The organism is Cryobacterium sp. TMT2-42-4 (assembly GCF_004402645.1).
Taxonomy (GTDB): Bacteria; Actinomycetota; Actinomycetes; order Actinomycetales; family Microbacteriaceae; genus Cryobacterium; species Cryobacterium sandaracinum.
Window position 1 is genome coordinate 50,137 of record NZ_SOFT01000007.1, and the last position, 16,982, is coordinate 67,118.

The 16,982-nt window shown below is 69.0% G+C and carries 14 protein-coding genes; all 14 read right to left on the minus strand.

Features of this window, described 5'->3' with window-relative positions; translation table 11 throughout:
- Positions 1-16: 16 nt before the first annotated feature.
- The 14 genes from hisF to carA all read right to left on the minus strand — a co-directional run bounded on the left by hisF (position 17) and on the right by carA (position 16,982).
- Complete coding sequence (hisF, locus tag E3O18_RS01330) at positions 17-778, minus strand: imidazole glycerol phosphate synthase subunit HisF (RefSeq protein ID WP_134396109.1); 762 nt, start codon at positions 776-778, stop codon at positions 17-19.
- 51 nt (positions 779-829) lie between these two features.
- Entirely contained in the window at positions 830-1,669 is an 840-nt protein-coding gene (gene hisG, locus E3O18_RS01335; RefSeq protein WP_134396110.1) for an ATP phosphoribosyltransferase, read from the minus strand.
- A 78-nt stretch (positions 1,670-1,747) separates the two neighbouring features.
- On the minus strand, positions 1,748-2,011 hold the full coding sequence (locus E3O18_RS01340; RefSeq protein WP_134396111.1) for a phosphoribosyl-ATP diphosphatase: 264 nt from the start codon (positions 2,009-2,011) through the stop codon (positions 1,748-1,750).
- Between the two features lie 12 nt (positions 2,012-2,023).
- Positions 2,024-2,692 carry a ribulose-phosphate 3-epimerase gene (gene rpe, locus E3O18_RS01345; RefSeq protein ID WP_134342455.1) on the minus strand — a complete coding sequence of 223 codons (669 nt, stop codon included), beginning with the start codon at positions 2,690-2,692 and terminating at the stop codon, positions 2,024-2,026.
- Between the two features lie 671 nt (positions 2,693-3,363).
- Positions 3,364-4,812, minus strand: coding sequence for a transcription antitermination factor NusB (locus E3O18_RS01350; RefSeq protein ID WP_134396112.1), 1,449 nt, complete (start codon positions 4,810-4,812; stop codon positions 3,364-3,366).
- Entirely contained in the window at positions 4,809-5,726 is a 918-nt protein-coding gene (gene fmt, locus E3O18_RS01355; protein WP_134396113.1) for a methionyl-tRNA formyltransferase, read from the minus strand. The genes E3O18_RS01350 and fmt overlap by 4 nt, the downstream gene beginning before the upstream one ends.
- Positions 5,727-7,817 (minus strand): primosomal protein N', encoded by a 2,091-nt coding sequence (locus tag E3O18_RS01360; RefSeq protein WP_134396114.1) that lies wholly within the window; start codon positions 7,815-7,817, stop codon positions 5,727-5,729.
- 19 nt (positions 7,818-7,836) lie between these two features.
- Complete coding sequence (gene metK, locus E3O18_RS01365; RefSeq protein WP_134396115.1) at positions 7,837-9,030, minus strand: methionine adenosyltransferase; 1,194 nt, start codon at positions 9,028-9,030, stop codon at positions 7,837-7,839.
- A gap of 111 nt (positions 9,031-9,141) precedes the next feature.
- On the minus strand, positions 9,142-10,356 hold the full coding sequence (gene coaBC / locus E3O18_RS01370) for a bifunctional phosphopantothenoylcysteine decarboxylase/phosphopantothenate--cysteine ligase CoaBC (RefSeq protein ID WP_134396116.1): 1,215 nt from the start codon (positions 10,354-10,356) through the stop codon (positions 9,142-9,144).
- A 20-nt stretch (positions 10,357-10,376) separates the two neighbouring features.
- Positions 10,377-10,634: a DNA-directed RNA polymerase subunit omega gene (rpoZ, locus tag E3O18_RS01375; RefSeq protein ID WP_134396117.1), complete on the minus strand. Its 258-nt coding sequence runs from the start codon at positions 10,632-10,634 to the stop codon at positions 10,377-10,379.
- A gap of 61 nt (positions 10,635-10,695) precedes the next feature.
- Entirely contained in the window at positions 10,696-11,616 is a 921-nt protein-coding gene (gene gmk / locus E3O18_RS01380; RefSeq protein WP_134396118.1) for a guanylate kinase, read from the minus strand.
- Complete coding sequence (pyrF, locus tag E3O18_RS01385; RefSeq protein ID WP_174722047.1) at positions 11,609-12,523, minus strand: orotidine-5'-phosphate decarboxylase; 915 nt, start codon at positions 12,521-12,523, stop codon at positions 11,609-11,611. The genes gmk and pyrF overlap by 8 nt, the downstream gene beginning before the upstream one ends.
- Complete coding sequence (carB, locus tag E3O18_RS01390; RefSeq protein WP_134396119.1) at positions 12,520-15,807, minus strand: carbamoyl-phosphate synthase large subunit; 3,288 nt, start codon at positions 15,805-15,807, stop codon at positions 12,520-12,522. Before carB ends, pyrF begins: the two co-directional genes overlap by 4 nt.
- A complete protein-coding gene (gene carA / locus E3O18_RS01395; RefSeq protein ID WP_241973246.1) occupies positions 15,807-16,982 on the minus strand; it encodes a glutamine-hydrolyzing carbamoyl-phosphate synthase small subunit in 1,176 nt (391 codons plus the stop codon). Before carA ends, carB begins: the two co-directional genes overlap by 1 nt.

Consider the following 16,982-nt stretch of genomic DNA (forward strand, 5'->3'; position numbering starts at 1 on the left):
GTAAGGCACAGCATCATCAGCGCACGGGCATTCCGGCGCGCCTGAGCTCCGCCTTGACGTCGCCGACGGTCAGCTGGCCGCTGTGGAACACGGATGCCGCAAGCACGGCATCCGCCCCCGCGGCGATGGCCGGGGGAAAATCCTCGACCCGGCCGGCGCCGCCGGAGGCGATCACCGGAACGGTGCTCAGGGCGCGCATCAGCGTGATGAGTTCGACGTCGAAGCCCGCCTTCGTTCCGTCGGCGTCGATGGAGTTGACGAGCAGCTCGCCGACCCCCAGCCCGATGGCCGTCTGCGCCCAGGCGAGAGCGTCCAGGTCGGTTTCGGTGCGGCCACCGTGGGTAGTGACGACGAAGCCGGACTCGGTGCGCCCGCTGCGCTTCACGTCAAGAGAAAGCACGAGAACCTGGGAGCCGAACCGGTCGGCGATCTCGCCGATCAGGGCGGGCCGCGTGATGGCGGCGCTGTTGACTCCGACCTTGTCGGCACCACTGGCCTGCAGCCGGGACACGTCCTCGACCGTGCGGATGCCGCCGCCCACCGTAAGCGGGATGAAGACCTGCTCTGCGGTGGCGCGCACGACGTCATAGGTGGTGGCACGGTTGTCCACCGTGGCGGTCACATCGAGGAAGGTGAGTTCGTCGGCTCCCTGCTCGTAGTACCGGCGGGCGAGTTCGACCGGATCGCCCGCGTCTCGCAGATTCTGGAAGTTCACTCCCTTGACCACGCGGCCGTCGGCCACGTCGAGACAGGGTATGACCCGCACCGAAAGACTCACGATTGTGCCTCCATTGTGTGTCGCCGCATCTGGGTACCGCCGGTCAGCCCGTTACAAGCGGGCGTTGTGAATGGAGCTGATCAGGATGGCGCGCGCCCCGAGCTCGTAGAGGGCGTCCATGACGTGGTTCGTGTTCAGGCGCGGGATCATCACACGCACGGCAACCCATTCCGGGTCGTGCAGGGACGATACGGTGGGCGACTCGATGCCGGGCGCCAGCAGGCAGGCGTCGTCGAGGAGCGTCTGCGGGATGTCGTAGTCCATCAGCACGTACTGGCGGGCCACGAGCACGCCCTGCAAGCGGCGCAGGAGGGTCGCGATGCCGGGCTTGTCGTTTTCGGAGCTGATCAGCACGGCTGTTGACTGCAGGATGACCGGGCCGAAGATCTCGAGGCCGGCCTTGCGCAGAGTGGAGCCGGTGGAGACGACGTCGGCGACGGCATCCGCCACGCCGAGCTGGACGGCGGACTCGACCGCGCCGTCGAGGGTGACCAGAGTCACGCTGACGTCGTGCTCGGCGAGGAAGGCCTCGACCAGTCCGGGGTAGCTGGTGGCGACGCGAAGGCCGGATAGGTCGGCCAGGTCGGTGAAGCGGCCTGCGGGGCCGGCGAAGCGGAAGGTGGAGTCGCCGAAGTCGAGGCTGGCGATCTCCTGGGCGGTGGAGCCCGAGTCGAGCAGCAGGTCGCGCCCGGTGATTCCCACGTCGAGGGCTCCGGAGCCCACATAGGTGGCGATGTCGCGGGGACGCAAGTAGAAGAACTCCACGTCGTTGCGGGGGTCGGCCACGACGAGGTCGCGCGGGTCGCGGCGGCCCGTGTAGCCGGCCTCGAACAGCATCTGCGCGGCGGTTTCGGACAAGGAGCCCTTATTGGGCACGGCAATTCTCAGCATTTGGGCACTCTCTGCGTCTTCACGTTCTGGCGAACAGGTCTCACGGGGTCAACCGGGTGGAGTCTCTCTGATGGCGCGTCACAGATGGCGATACAGATCGGCGGGGGTCAGCCCCTTCGCCAGCATCATCACCTGCACGTGGTACAGCAGCTGGCTCATCTCGGCGGCGGTTTCGTCGTCGCTCTGGAACTCGGCGGCCATCCAGACCTCGGCGGCCTCTTCGACGATCTTCTTGCCGATGGCATGTACGCCGGCGTCGAGTTCGCGCACGGTTCCCGAGCCGTCGGGGCGGGTCCGTGCCTTGTCGCTCAGTTCAGCGAACAGGTTGTCAAAAGTCTTCACCTGACTAGGGTACTAGTGCGCATGCTGGTGTTCGGTCGCTGCGGCGCGCAACAGGGCGATCTGCTTCGCCGGGTCCGCAGCGTTGAACACGCTGGAGCCGGCGACGAACGTGTTCGCCCCGGCCTCGGCGGCGATGACGATGGTGTCCTCGGTGATGCCGCCGTCGACCTGCAGCCAGACGTCCAGGCCGGACTTCTTCACGGCCTCCGACAGGGTGCGAAGCTTGCGCATGGTGGAGGGCATGAAGCTCTGCCCCCCGAAGCCGGGTTCGACGGTCATCACGAGCACCTGGTCGAATTCGGGCAGTAGCTCGAGGTAGGGCTCGATGGCCGTGCCGGGCTTGAGCGCGATGCCGGCCCGGGCGCCGATCGAGCGCAGCTTGCGGGCCAGGCCGACCGGGTTGGTCGTGGCCTCCGCGTGGAAGGTGACCGAGAACGCGCCGGCTTCGGCGTAGCCGAGCGCCCAACGCTCCGGATTCTCGATCATCAGGTGCAGGTCGAAGGGCAACGGGGAGACCTGGGCGAGGCGGTCGACGACGGGCGGTCCGAACGTCAGATTCGGTACGAAATGGTTGTCCATGATGTCGACGTGCACCAGGTCGGCGGTGCGGATGCGCCCCAGGTCCCGTTCGAGATTGGCGAAGTCGGCGGCGAGGATGCTGGGGTTAATCCGTGTGACCATGCCTTCACCCTACTGCGGCGAGCCCCGGCGGCTCGAAAGTCCCATGCCGGTCGAGTCCACGGCCCTGGAGCGATGCCGTCCCGAACGAAGGCGACGGAGATTTCGCCGAAATGGGTCCAGAACCTTTCACAAAAGTTGTTTTCAACCAGACTTTCCGTCGACTTCATTCGGGCTGCGACGGAAAGGGACTTGGGTGCCTGGAGCTCGCAAGCCCTGCCGCGGATCGGGTGCGCGTTGTGGCTTACTCAGGAGATCCGGCCGGCTGCAGCGGCATCCGCAGTGGTCCCGGACTGGTGCGCGGCGGCTGGGCAGCCCGGCCGACGGATGTCCTGAGTTGGCCACGCGACGCGCGGGCGCGGCCACGCGACGCCGCCCCGCCCGCACAAGTCACGCTGCGCATTCGCGAGTGTCGTGGTCAACTCAGGAGATCCCGCCGGCCGGGTCGGATATCTATCCCGGTTCCGCACTGATTCGCGGCGGCTGGGCAGCCCGGCCGACGGATGTCCTGAGTTGGCCACGCGACGCGCGGGCTCGGCCGGGCCATGCCCCCGGAAAAACCAGGGGAGCCAGAATCTCCGTCAGATCGGGTCGAGGCAGGGGCCCGAATACGCGGGCCCGAAGGCAGGGGCCCGAATGCGCAGGGACACGAAAGCACGGGCCCGGGTCGCGGACTACTCCGTGCGCTCGAGCAGGGTGATGAACATAGCGTCGGTGCCGTGCCGATGCGGCCACAGTTGCACACTGCCCCCGTCGCCGGGCAGGTCGAGCTCGGAGCTGCTCAGCCCCTGCAGCACGGATGCCGTGTCGAGAGTGCGCACATGGCCCTCCCATTTCTTGAGCGCGGTGGCCACGATCCCGCGAGTCTCCGCGATGTGCGGTGAGCAGGTGACGTAGGCCAGCACCCCACCCGGCTTGAGCGCGCCGAGGGCCGCGTGGATCAGCCCGGACTGCAGGTCGGAGAGTTCGGCGACGTCCTTGGGCTGCTTGCGCCAACGGGCCTCCGGGCGCCGACGTAGCGCGCCGAGCCCGGTGCAGGGAGCATCCAGCAGGATCCGGTCGAATTCCTTCGGATGTTCGTCTCCGAACCGGGTGCCGTCCTCCTCCCAGACGGGCACCTCGCCGGGCACGGCGGCCAGCGCCTTACGCACGAGGGTGGCCCGGGCCGGGACGAGCTCGTTGGCGACGAGGCTGGCCCCGCCGGCCAGCGCCTCGGCGGCAAGCAGGGAGGCCTTGCCGCCGGGGCCCGCGCACAGGTCGAGCCAACGCTCCCCCGGCGCGACCGGGCGGGCGCGACTGAGCGTGAGGGCCGCCAGCTGAGATCCCTCGTCCTGCACGCGGAGGCGTCCGCCGCTGTCCTGCATCAGGTGCACGGGGTCGCCGCCGGCCAGCACAAAACCGATGGGCGAGAAGTCGTTGGCAACGCCGAGACCGTCGGTGTCTTCGGTGTTGCTGAGTCCGGGCAGAATGACCATGTTCACCTTGGGCGCGGCATTGTCGGCCGACAGCAGCTCCTCGAGCTCGGCCTCACGGCCCTCAAGGCGCAGCGACTGCCGGAACGCCCGCACCACCCAGACCGGGTGTGAGTGCTCCGCGGCAAGGCGGTCATCATCACTGGTGGCTTCGGTGAGCACGCGTTCGCGCCACTCGTCGGCGCTGGAGCGGGAGATGGTGCGCAGCACACCGTTGGTGAAGCCGGTGGCGGCGCGGGAGCCCACCTGACGGGCGAGTTCGACGGACTCGTTCACGGCGGCGTGGGTGGCCACCCGGGTGGCGAGCAACTGGTGCGCACCGAGACGCAGCACGTCCAGGATGGCCGGGTCGATCGCGGTGACGGGCCGACCGGCCGCGTCGGCGATCACCCGGTCATAGAAGCCCTGCATGCGCAGGGTGCCGTAGGTCAGCTCGGTGGCCAATGCGGCATCCGCGGTGCTGAGCGCCGCCCGTTTGATGCGGCTGGGCAGCAGCAGGTTCGCGTAGGCGTCTGATTCCCGCACGGCGGCGATGACCTCGTAGGCCACCCGCCGGGCCGGCTGCACGAAGTCGGTCTGCGGGCGCTCCAGGCCGTGTCCGCCCTGAGCACGGACGTCGTTCTTTCGCCCCTGGCGACGATCGTCGCTCATGAGGCGACCACCTCCGTCCAATTCACTCCGCGCCACCAGTCGATTGCCTTCATCTGCGTCTTTCCGGCCGGTTGCACGGTGACCAGCTCGAGCGGCTCGGTCCCCGTCCCAATCAGCACTTTCTTGTCGATCTCACGGATCAGGCCGGCCGGTTGCGGCTCGGCTCCCTGGGTCAGGGCAACGCCCTGGAGTTTGAGGCGGGCGTCGCCGAGCACCGTGAACGCGCCCGGCTCCGGGGTGACCCCGCGCACCCGGTTGCGCACCGAGACGGCCGGTTCGGACCAGTCGATACGGGCATCGGCGAGAGTCAGTTTGGGGGCCAGGGTGACCGGACCGGACTGCGGGTTCGCCTGCGCGCCGCCGGCTTCAAGGGCGTCGATCACCTGAAGCAGCAGGCGCGCGCCGCTGTCGCTGAGCGCCCGCAACACGCTGCCCGCGGTGTCGTCCTCGACGATCGCCCGCGTCAGTTGCGCGAACACGGCGCCCGCGTCGAGTTCCGGAACCAGCTGGAACACGGCGGCGCCAGTCTGCTCATCGCCGGCCATAAGTGCGTGCTGCACGGGAGCGGCGCCGCGCCAGCGCGGGAGCAGGGAGAAGTGCAGGTTGATCCAACCGAGCCGGGGCACCGACAGCAGCGGTTCGCGCACGAGCCCGCCGTAGGCGACGATGACGCCGAGGTCGGGTCGCAGTGCGGCGATCTCCACGGTCGCGGCCTCGTCGAGGCGATTGGCCTTGATCACGTGCAGCCCGTTCTCGACGGCGGCTCGCGCGAGCGGCGAGGGGGTGAGCACGCGTTTGCGGCCGAACGGGGCATCCGCCCGGGTGATCACGGCCGCGAGGTCGTGGTGGGACTGAGCCAGGGCGACCAGGCTGGGCACGGCCGCCTGCGGCGTGCCGGCGAAGACGAGTTTCATTTAGAGCAGCTCCGGGTCGTCGAATCGTACTTTGAGTGTAGGCGCGGGGCGGAAGGCCGCCCCCTTCGGGCGCCGGCGGCGGGCGGCATTCCTTACGATCGCGGCCTTGAGCGCACGGGCCACGTCGTCACCGCTGGCATAGGGCAGCCGTACGATCGCACGCACCAGGGGGTCCTCCGTGGTGACCGGGCCGAGTACATCCACGCCGTCCATCCCGGCCAGCTCTGCCAGGGCCACGGCGACGTCGGCGTCGGAGCCGGTGACGGATGCCGCCCGCACCGCGGGCGGGAATCGCAGTTGGCGGCGATCGGCCAGTTCCGACGCGGCGAGCATCTCGGGCTGCCAGGAGTTCAGCGCCCGGGCGACGAGCCCGCCCACGCCGACCAGTACCACAGCGGCCCCCGGGGCCGCCAGTGCCGCGGCGTTGGACCACCAGCGCAGGCAGTCCTCCCCGACCCGCAGGGATTCCCGGGCGAGCATCCGTTCGCCGTCGAGCAGCAGGATGGCCCGGTACCCACCCGTCGGGATGGGTTCCGCGCCGCGGGTGGCGATCACCAGGGCCGGGGCGTCGCCGAGGTGCTGCAGCGGATGGTCGCCGTCGGCGACGATAATGCGCGCGCCGGGGAACGCCCGGCCGAGTTCTTCGGCGGTTCGCCCGGTTCCCAGGGTGACGACCCGCAGGGCGCGCCCTTCGCAGTGCGTGCAGTTCCAGTTGGCGGCCAGCGCCCCGCACCAGCGACACGACGGGGTGGAGTCCTTGGAGGCCAAACCGAGCGGCCCCTGGCAGGTGGTGCAGCGGGCGGCCTTCTTGCAACTCTGGCAGGCGAGCATCGGGGCGTAGCCGGGGCTGGCCACCTGCACCAGCACGGGGCCGTGGGCCAGCGCCTCCTTGGCGGCCCGCCACGCGGCCGTCGGGATGCGCGCGGCGCGGGCCTGCTGGTCGGGCTCGGATTGGAAGTCGGTGGGAATGATCCGCGGATGCCGGTTCTGCGCGGGGTGCACGGCAGTGAGCCAGCCCAGCTCGACCAGGCGCTGCACCTCGACGGTGCGGGTGTGGCCGAGGAAGACGAGGGCACAGCCGGACTGGCCCTGGCGCACGAGCGCGGCGTCGCGGGAGTGCGCGTAGGGGCTGAGCGGTTCGCCGTGCAGCGGGTCGCCGTCGTCGAAGAGCGCGATCAGACCGAGGTCGTGGGCCGGCGCGTAGACGGCCGACCGATTGCCGAGCACGATCCGGGGTTCCGGGGCGAGGGCGGCCAGGAAGGCCCGATAGCGTTCCGGGTTGGGCTGGCGTGCATCGACCCGGCTGACCGAGCCGGCCGGGGCCAGCAGGTCGAGGGCGGCCTGAAGCTGGTCCTGGTCGCGGTAGTCCGGCACGACGAGGATGGCGCTTCGCCCGGCGGCCAGGCCGGCCACCGCGAGCTCGGCCAGGGTGAGCGCCCATTTCCCGATGGTCTGCCCGTCCGGCAGCCGTTGCAGCTCGGGCACCGCGGCCACGCAGAGGCGCGCCCCTGTGGCGACGGCCGTGTCGAGGGTACCGGCCGGGTAGTCGGCACAGGCCGGCCCGGCGGGGGTGGCGGGGTCGGCCACAGTGCCAGGCTCGGCCACGGTAGCAGCACCCGCCGTCCCGTCGGCCGGGGCGGACGGATCCGCTGTTCGCGCCGCCAGCCAGGCCTTCTCCACCCGCACCTGGCGCGGGGGCACAGCCAGACGGATGATGTCGCTCGCGTTCCCGGAGGCCCGGTCTGCGACCCGACGGGCGAGCTCCCAGACCTCGGGGGTGAGCACCTGGGCGGCGGAGACCACGCTCTCGATCGGGCTGAGCGCGCCCCGGAAGTCGGTGCCGGCCTCCAGACCCGGCAGCACCTCCGGGCCTGCGGCCGGTCCGACCGCACCGCGCCCCTCGGCCGCACCCAGCACCTCGATCAGGTATCCGTCGGCGACGCGACCGGCCGAGCGCAGCGGCACCCGCACGCGCACGCCGGGTCGGGCGGTGCCGGCGAGCTCGTCGGGAATGCTGTAATCGAACAGGTGGTCGAGCTGCGGCAGCGGCGAGTCGATGAGCACCCGGGCCACGAGGCCGGAGCGGGTCATCGGCGCCGCGCCTGCCCGGTCACAGTCCGGCAGCGCTTCTCAGCTCGTCGACCCGGTCGAGGCGCTCCCAGGTGAAGTCGGGAAGCTCGCGGCCGAAGTGGCCGTAGGTGGCGGTCTGCGCGTAGATCGGGCGCAGCAGGTCGAGGGAATGGATGATCGCGGCCGGGCGCAGGTCGAAGACCGCGCGGATCGCCGCGGTGATGTCCCGGTCGGCCATCACCCCGGTGCCGAAGGTCTCCACGTAGAGCCCGACGGGCGAGGCCTTGCCGATGGCGTAGGCCACCTGAATCTCGAGCCGGTCGGCCAGCCCGGCCGCCACGGCGTTCTTGGCCACCCAGCGCATCGCGTACGCTGCGGAGCGGTCGACCTTCGACGGGTCCTTGCCGCTGAACGCGCCCCCGCCGTGCCGGCTGGAACCGCCGTAGGTGTCGATGATGATCTTTCGCCCGGTGAGGCCGGCGTCGCCCTGAGGGCCGCCGATCTCGAACCGCCCGGTCGGGTTGATCAGCGTGTTCAGTTCGGACGAGTCCAGTTCCACGCGGGCGAGCACCGGTCGGATGACGAGTTCCTCGACCTCCGCGCGCAGCTGCTCGTTGGACACCTTCGGCGAGTGCTGGGTCGACAGCACGACGGTCTCGACCGAGCGCGGCGTGATGCCGTCGTAGCCGATGGTGACCTGGGTCTTGCCGTCGGGACGGAGATAGTCGAGTTCGCCTGACTTGCGCACCTCGGCGAGGCGTTCGGCGAGGCGGTGTGCGATCCAGATCGGGATCGGCATCAGCTGGGGAGTCTCCCGGGTGGCGTATCCGAACATGATGCCCTGGTCGCCGGCGCCCTGGCGGTCGAAGTCCTCGACGCTGGACTCTTCCCGACGCTCGAAGGCGTTGTCCACGCCCTGCGCGATGTCGGGCGACTGGCCGCCGATGGAGATCTCCACACCGCAGGAACGGCCGTCGAACCAGACGTCCGAAGAGTCGTAGCCGATATCGGTGATGCACTTGCGCACGATTGAGGGGATCTCGACGTAGGCCTCGGTGGTGACCTCGCCGGCTACGTGCACGAGACCGGTGGTGACGAGGGTCTCGACGGCGACCCGGCTGTGCGGGTCTTCCGTCAGGAGCGCGTCCAGAATACTGTCGGAGATCTGGTCGCAGATCTTGTCGGGGTGACCTTCGGTTACCGACTCCGAAGTGAAAAGGCGTAGATCGCGCATCTGGCCCGTCTCTGTTGCAGAACAACGTGTAGAAGAAATGAACGTGAAAAAAACCCCGCTGAGACCGGGCGACGGCATCGGCAACCCCGGTGACCGGAGGCCCGGGAAATCTCAGGCGATCAGGTCAAGGATGCGCCCGGCCACCGACAATTTGGTGCCGGAGACCTCACACACTATATCTCCGTCGTGATCGAGCACCGTGATCGCGTTACGGTCCGAGGCGAAACCCTCCGCCCAGCCCACGCGGTTGACCACCAGGAAGTCGCAGCCCTTGCGCGCCATTTTCTCGCGGCCGAGTTCTCGCAGGCGAACCGGATCCGGCTCCGTCTCGGCGGCGAACCCGATCAGGACCTGGCCCGTCCGCTTGGTCCGGGCGAGCCCGGCGAGGATGTCGGGGTTGCGGGTCAGTTCGAGCAGCAGGGTGTCGCCGGTCTCGTCTTTCTTGATCTTGCCGGCGCTCACCTGCAGCGGCCGGTAGTCGGCGACCGCGGCCGCCATGATCACGGCGTCGGCCCCGGCGGCGGCATCCGTGACGGCCGCCTCGAGCTCGAGCGCGGTGCCCACGAGCCGGAGTTCCACCGCGGTTGGTGCGGCAACCTCGAGGTTCGCGGCGATCAGGGTCACGGACGCACCCCGAGCCAGGGCGGCCTGCGCCAGGGCGACCCCCTGCTTGCCGCTGGAACGGTTGCCGAGGAAGCGCACGGGGTCGAGGGGCTCGCGAGTGCCGCCAGCGGTGATCACGACGTGCTTTCCGACCAGGTCGGCGCCTGGCCCCTCGGTGCGGTTGGCCGCGGTAAGGGCGGCGAGGGCCGCGGCGACGATGGTGTCGGGCTCTTCCATCCGGCCGGCTCCGGTGTCGGCGCCGGTGAGCTGGCCGACCCCCGGCCCGACGACGATGACGCCGCGGGTGCGGAGGGTGGCCACATTGGCGACCGTGGCCGCGTTGTTCCACATCTCCGTGTGCATCGCCGGGGCGATCACGAGCGGGGCGGTGCTGGCCAGGATGGTGTTGCCGAGCAGGTCGTCGGCGAGGCCGGCGGCGAGCTTCGCGATGGTGTTCGCGGTGGCCGGGGCCACGACGATCAGATCGGCGGATTGGCCGATGGCCACGTGCCGCACCTCGGCGACGCCCTCATAGAGGTCCGTGTGCACGGGGTTGCGGGAGATGGCCTCCAGGGTGGGCCGGCCGACGAATCGCAGCGCCGCCGGCGTCGCCACGACGTGCACGCAGTCCCCCCGCAACACGAAAGCGCGCACGACGTTCACGGCCTTGTAGGCAGCGATGCCGCCGGTTATCCCGACGACAATCGTGCGACCTGACGACATCCTGCGCGCTTGTGGGTGCGTTACTCGGCGATGGGGCGGGAGGTGAGCTTGTCTTCGTTGATCTCGCGGAGGGCGACGGACAGCGGCTTGTCGTCGACGGTCGAGTCGACGAGCGGGCCGACATTGTCGAACAGGCTGCCTTCGTGCAGGTCCGCATAGTAGTCGTTGATCTGACGCGCGCGCTTGGAGGCGAAGACCACGAGGGCGTACTTGGAGTCGACCTTGGTGAGCAGGTCGTCGATGGGCGGGTCAATGATGCCAGTGAGCTTGGTAGCCATTGGTGTCACTCCTTCAGAGCGGTTTGTGCTGCGGGACGCGCAGAATCACGGAAAACGGGCGCTACGGCAGCAACGGTGCCGTACGCAGATTCATCAAGTCTATGACCTCGCGCGCCGCTTCGCCCACGTCGTGGTTCACGACCCGGTAATCGAACTCCCCCTGGGCGGCCAATTCGAGTTTGGCCGTCTCGAGCCGGCGGGCCTGTTCGGCGGGCGCCTCGGTGTCCCGGCCGATCAGCCGGCGCACCAGTTCGTCCCAGCTCGGCGGAAGCAGGAAGACCAGTCTGGACTCCGGCATGGCCCGGCGAACGGCCCGGGCTCCTTGGATGTCGATCTCGAGGAGCACGCTGTGGCCCTCGTTCAACGCCTCCGTGACCGGACCTCGCGGGGTGCCGTAGCGGTGCGCGTTGTGCACGGTCGCCCACTCGAGCAGGTCGCCGGCCGCGACCATCCGGTCGAATTCGGCGTCGTCGACGAAGAAGTAGCTCACGCCCTCGGTCTCGCCTGGGCGAGGTGCCCGGGTCGTGGCCGACACCGACAGGTGCACGCCCGGGTAATGCTGACGGATGTGCGCCGCGACGGTTCCCTTGCCGACCGCGGTGGGACCGGCCAGCACGACAAGCTTCGCGGAGGAATCGTCGCGCTTCGCGGCGGTGCGGGTGGTGAGAAAATCTCGCAACCGATCGCGTTGGTGCTTGCCCAGCCCTCCCAATCGCTTCGACGGCGAGATCTCGAGCCTCTCCATGATGCGGTGCATCTTGGTGACGCCGATCGCCGGAATGCTGATCAGGAACTCGGTCACCCGCAGGCGCCCTTCGATGCCGTCCGGGCTCTCGGTCGCGGCGAACAACACGTCTAGCGCGCTACGTTTTCCGTGCGCAATCTGGCCTTTAACTGCGGCGCGTGCACGGCGAGCCGCCACGGCGGCGCGCGAGGCGGCAACCCGATCGACGTCGGGTGGGGTGGGGCGATTCTCAGCCACGGGCAGCTCCTGCTTCAACTACTCGGCGCGCAATCGCTTGTTTGATTCGGTCGGGGCCGACCGCTAGAACGCTGCGCGATTCACTCACGATAACGCCTTCCGCGTACCCCCCGTACAAGTTCTTCAGATCAACGACCTGCGCGCCCTGGTGACCGAAGCCAGGAGCGAGGATGGGGGTGAGCCCCCGGGCGGGCGCCACGGAGAGGTCCAGTCCGAACGTGGCCAGGTCCAGTGTGGCGCCGAGCACCACCCCGACCGAGCCGAGGGAGGAAGCCCCGGACCGGGCATTCCGCTCGGTCACGGCGCCGAAGACGGATTGGGCGACACTTTGGCCGATCTGATTCCCCTCGGCGATCACGGCCCGCTGGAGCGCCGCCGCCTCGGGGTTCGAGGTGGCGGCCAGCACGAAGATCCCCTTGCCGGTCTGGGCGGCAAGGCTGAACACCGGTTCCAGCGACCCGACGCCCATATACGCGTTCACGGTGATGGCGTCGACCTCCAGGGGGGACTCCTCGCTCAGCCAAGCCTGGCCGTACGCCTCCACGCTGGTGCCGAGGTCGCCGCGCTTGACGTCCGCGATCGTGAGCAGCCCGGCGGCGCGGGCATCCGCCAGCACCCGTTCCAGGGCAAGGTACCCGGCGGAGCCGAAACGCTCGTAGAAGGCCACCTGGGGCTTCACCAGGCCGACCTGGCCAGCGGCGGCGGCCACGACCTGGCGGCCGAAAGACTCCGCCCCGGCGGCCGTGTCCGGCAGACCCCAGTCGGTCAGGAGCCAGGCGTGCGGGTCGATGCCGACGCAGACTTGTCCCCGGACCGAGAAGACATTACCCAACCGCTCGCCGAAGGCGGCCGGTGCGGCCGGGCCGACCGCTGCGGTCGACCCGTCCTGTTCGTGCGCGCGGCTCACAGTGCCGCCGTCCGGGTGAGGGCGTATTCCTGCAGCGAGGTCACCTCGAAGCCGCCGCGAATCGCGTCGATCGAGGCCACTGCGGCGCTCAACTCGGCGATGGTTGTGAACAGCGGCAGGTCCGCGGCGACCGCGGCCGCGCGGATCTCGTAGCCGTCGGCTCGGGCGGTGCGACCGCCGGGGGTGTTGATGACGATCTGCACCTCTTCGCGGCGGATCAGTTCCACGATCGACACGTCCGCCTCGTCGGTCTTCTCACTGAACTTGGTGACGATGGCGGCGCGGATGCCGTTGCGTTGCAGAACTTCGGCGGTACCCTCCGTGGCGGTGATCGAGTAGCCGAGCTGCTGCAAGCGCAGCATGGGCAGGATGATCGCGCGCTTGTCCCGGTCGGAGACCGACACGAATACGGTGCCGGTGAGCGGGATTCCGCCGTAGGCGGCGAGCTGGCTCTTGGCGAAGGCCCGCGGGAAGTCGCGGTCGATGCCCATGACCTCACCGGTCGAGCGCATCTCCGGGCCGAGCACGGAGTCCACGACGAGACCCTCGGGCGTGCGGAACCGGTTGAACGGCAGCACGGCTTCCTTCACGGCGACCGGGGCATCCATCGGCACCCGCGAGCCGTCGATCAGAGGCAGCTTGCCCTCGGCCTTGAGTTCGGCGATGGTCTTGCCGACCATGATCAGCGCTGCGGCCTTGGCCAGGGTGATGCCGAGGGCCTTGGCCACGAACGGCACCGTACGCGAGGCGCGCGGGTTCGCTTCGAGCACGTAGAGCACGCCGGCGCCGATCGCGAACTGCACGTTGAGCAGGCCGCGCACGCCGATGCCGCGGGCGATGCCCAGCGTCGCCTCGCGCACTCGGTCGATCTCCGCACGGCCGAGGGTGACCGGCGGCAGGGTGCAGCTCGAGTCGCCGGAGTGGATCCCGGCCTCCTCGATGTGCTCCATCACGCCGCCGATGTAGAGCTCGGTGCCGTCGTAGATGGCGTCCACGTCGATCTCGATGGCGTCGTCGAGAAACCGGTCCACGAGCAGCGGATGCGACGGGCCGATGATGCCCTGTCCGGCCATCCGGTTGAAGTAGTCGGCCAACGCTGCCGAGTCGTAGACGATCTCCATGCCGCGGCCGCCGAGCACGTAGCTCGGGCGCACGAGCACGGGATAGCCGATCTCCTCGGCAACGACCACAGCGCCGGCGTAGTCGGTGGCGACGCCGTTGCGGGGGGCGAGCAGGCCGGCCTGCTCGAGGATGCCGGAGAAGAGTCCGCGCTCCTCCGCCAGGTCGATGGCCTCCGGGGTGGTGCCGAGTATCGGGATGCCCTCGGCCTCGAGGCCCTTGGCGAGGCCGAGCGCGGTCTGGCCTCCCAGCTGCACGACCACGCCGACGAGCTCGCCGCTCTGGCTTTCTGCGTGAATGACCTCGAGCACGTCCTCGAGGGTGAGCGGCTCGAAGTAGAGCCGGTCTGAGGTGTCGTAGTCGGTCGAGACCGTCTCCGGGTTGCAGTTGATCATGATGGTCTCGTAGCCGGCCTCGGAGAGGGCAAACGACGCGTGCACGCAGGAGTAGTCGAACTCGACGCCCTGGCCGATGCGGTTCGGGCCGGAGCCGATGATGACGACCTTCTTGCGGTCGCTGGGCACGACCTCGGTCTCCTGGTCGTAGCTGGAGTAGTGGTACGGCGTGAGTGCGGGGAACTCCCCCGCGCAGGTGTCGACGGTCTTGAAGACGGGGCGCACGCCGAGGATGTGGCGCACCGTGCGCACATCCGCTTCGCCGAAGCCGCGCAGCTCGCCGATCTGGGCGTCGGAGAAGCCGTGGTCTTTGGCGGTGCGGAGGATGTCCGTGTCGAGGCGCTCGGCGGCGGCGATCTCGTCCGCGATCTCGTTGATCAACACGATCTGGTCGATGAACCACGGATCGATCTTGGTGGCGTTGAAAACCTGCTCGGTGGTGGCACCCTTGCGGAGCGCCTGCTGAACGGTGACGATCCGGCCGTCGGTGGGTACTTCGGCGACCGTGAGCAACTCGTCGACCGTGCGAGTCTCGGCTCCCCAGTGGAACGACGAACCGCGCTTCTCGAGCGAGCGGAGCGCCTTCTGCAGCGCGGAGGCGTAACTGCGGCCGATGGCCATCGCCTCCCCCACGGACTTCATGGTGGTGGTCAGACGCTGGTCGGCGGCGGGGAACTTCTCGAACGCGAACCGGGGCACCTTGACCACGACGTAGTCCAGGGTGGGTTCGAAGCTGGCCGGGGTGACACCGGTGATGTCGTTCGGGATCTCGTCGAGCCGGTAGCCGAGCGCGAGTTTCGCGGCGATTTTGGCGATCGGAAAGCCCGTCGCCTTGCTCGCCAGGGCGGAGGAGCGGGACACGCGCGGGTTCATCTCGATCACGATGATGCGACCGTCGGCCGGGTTGATCGCGAACTGGATGTTGCAGCCGCCGGTATCCACCCCCACGGCGCGGATGATGTCGATGCTGATGTCGCGCAGCTTCTGGTACTCGCGGTCGGTCAAAGTCAGCGCCGGGGCGACGGTGATCGAGTCGCCGGTGTGTACGCCGACCGGGTCGACGTTCTCGATCGAGCAGACGACGACCGTGTTGTCGGCCGTATCGCGCATCATCTCGAGCTCGAATTCCTTCCAGCCAAGGATGGATTCCTCCAGCAGGACCTCGCTGGTGGGGCTCTGGTGCAGCCCGTCACCGACGATGCGGCGCAGTTCCGACTCGGTGTAGGCGAAGCCGGAGCCGAGGCCGCCCATGGTGAAGGAGGGGCGAACGACGAGCGGGTAGCCGAGGTCGCCTGCGAAGCCGACTGCCTCCTCGACCGTGTGAGCGATGTAGGACCGGGCGACGCCGGCGCCTGCATCCAGCACCAGCTGCTTGAAGATCTGGCGGTCCTCACCCTTCTGGATGGCGTCGAAGGAGGCGCCGATGAGTTCGACATCATACTTGGCCAGGATGCCGCGCTCGTGAAGCTGGATGGCGGCGTTCAGCGCGGTCTGCCCGCCGAGGGTCGGCAGAATCGCGTCGGGGCGTTCCTTGGCGATGATCGTCTCGAGGATCTCCGGGGTGATCGGCTCGATGTAGGTGGCGTCGGCGAAGTCGGGGTCGGTCATGATCGTGGCCGGGTTGGAGTTGACCAGGATGACCCTGACCCCCTCGGCCCGCAGCACCCGGCAGGCCTGAGTTCCGGAATAGTCGAACTCGCAGGCCTGGCCGATCACGATCGGACCCGATCCGATGACGAGAACGCTGTTAATGTCGTCGCGCTTGGGCATTACTTGGCGTCTCCTGCTCCGGTGGCCGCACGATGCGCGACCACCACATCCCTGAACCGATCGAAAAGGTACTCGGCGTCGTGTGGGCCGGCCGCCGACTCCGGGTGGTACTGCACCGAGAAAGCGGGGATATCGAGGCAGCGGATGCCCTCGACCACCTGGTCGTTGAGGCTGTAGTGGCTCACCTCCACCCGGCCGAAACCGGTGCGGGACTCATGCACTCCCTCGATGGGCATGTCCACGGCGAACCCGTGGTTCTGCGAGGTGATCTCTACCCGGCCGGTGGTCTTATCGAGCACGGGCTGGTTGATTCCCCGGTGCCCGAAGGGCAGCTTGTAGGTTCGGAAGCCGAGGGCGCGGCCGAGCAGCTGGTTGCCGAAGCAGATCCCGAAGTAGGGCACACCGGCTCGCAGCATCTCCTGGAGGAGGTTCACGTGCAGGTCGGAGGCTGCCGGGTCGCCGGGGCCGTTGGAAAAGAACAGGGCCGACGGGGTGAGGGACAGCACGTGCTCGGCGGTGACCGACTGGGGCAGCACCAGCACCTCGAAGCCGCGCGCGGCGAGGTGGCCCAGAGTGGAGGTCTTGACCCCGAGGTCGAGCACGGCGACCGAGCCGATGCGCTCGCCCTGGGCGGGCACCGAGAACGGTTCGACCGTGGATACCTCATCGGACAGGTTGCGGCCGCGCATGCCGGCCCCGGCACGCACCAGCTCGAGCTGCTCGCCATCGGAGAGGCCGAAACGGTCGCCGGAGAAGATCCCGCTCTTCATGGCCCCGGACGAGCGGATGTGGCGGGTGATCGCACGCGTGTCGACACCACTGATCCCGACCACTCCCCCGCCCGTCAGGTCGTCATCGAGGCTGCGGGTGGACCGGAAGTTGGAGGCGATGCGGGCAGGCTCGCGCACAACGAAGCCGGAGACCCAAATACGGCGGGACTCCATGTCCTCGTCGTTGGCGCCCGTGTTGCCGATGTGCGGCGCCGTCATCAGCACGATCTGCCCGGCGTAGGACGGGTCGGTGAGGGTCTCCTGGTATCCGGTCATGCCGGTGGCGAAGACGATCTCGCCGAGGGTCTGCCCCACGCTGCCGTAAGAACGGCCTTCGTAGCGGCGGCCGTCTTCGAGTACGAGCACAGCAGGAGTCGGTCGGTCGGGGGTCGTTGCGTTGCTCAC

Excerpts from the sequence above, each read along its gene's own strand:
- hisG (WP_134396110.1), bottom strand. The coding sequence starts at position 1,669 with ATGCTGAGAATTGCCGTGCCCAATAAGGGCTCCTTGTCCGAAACCGCC.
- fmt (WP_134396113.1), bottom strand. The coding sequence starts at position 5,726 with ATGAAACTCGTCTTCGCCGGCACGCCGCAGGCGGCCGTGCCCAGCCTG.
- coaBC (WP_134396116.1), bottom strand. The coding sequence starts at position 10,356 with ATGTCGTCAGGTCGCACGATTGTCGTCGGGATAACCGGCGGCATCGCT.
- E3O18_RS01360 (WP_134396114.1), bottom strand. The coding sequence starts at position 7,817 with ATGACCCGCTCCGGCCTCGTGGCCCGGGTGCTCATCGACTCGCCGCTG.
- rpoZ (WP_134396117.1), bottom strand. The coding sequence starts at position 10,634 with ATGGCTACCAAGCTCACTGGCATCATTGACCCGCCCATCGACGACCTG.
- E3O18_RS01350 (WP_134396112.1), bottom strand. The coding sequence starts at position 4,812 with ATGAGCGACGATCGTCGCCAGGGGCGAAAGAACGACGTCCGTGCTCAG.
- rpe (WP_134342455.1), bottom strand. The coding sequence starts at position 2,692 with ATGGTCACACGGATTAACCCCAGCATCCTCGCCGCCGACTTCGCCAAT.
- carB (WP_134396119.1), bottom strand. The coding sequence starts at position 15,807 with ATGCCCAAGCGCGACGACATTAACAGCGTTCTCGTCATCGGATCGGGT.
- metK (WP_134396115.1), bottom strand. The coding sequence starts at position 9,030 with ATGCGCGATCTACGCCTTTTCACTTCGGAGTCGGTAACCGAAGGTCAC.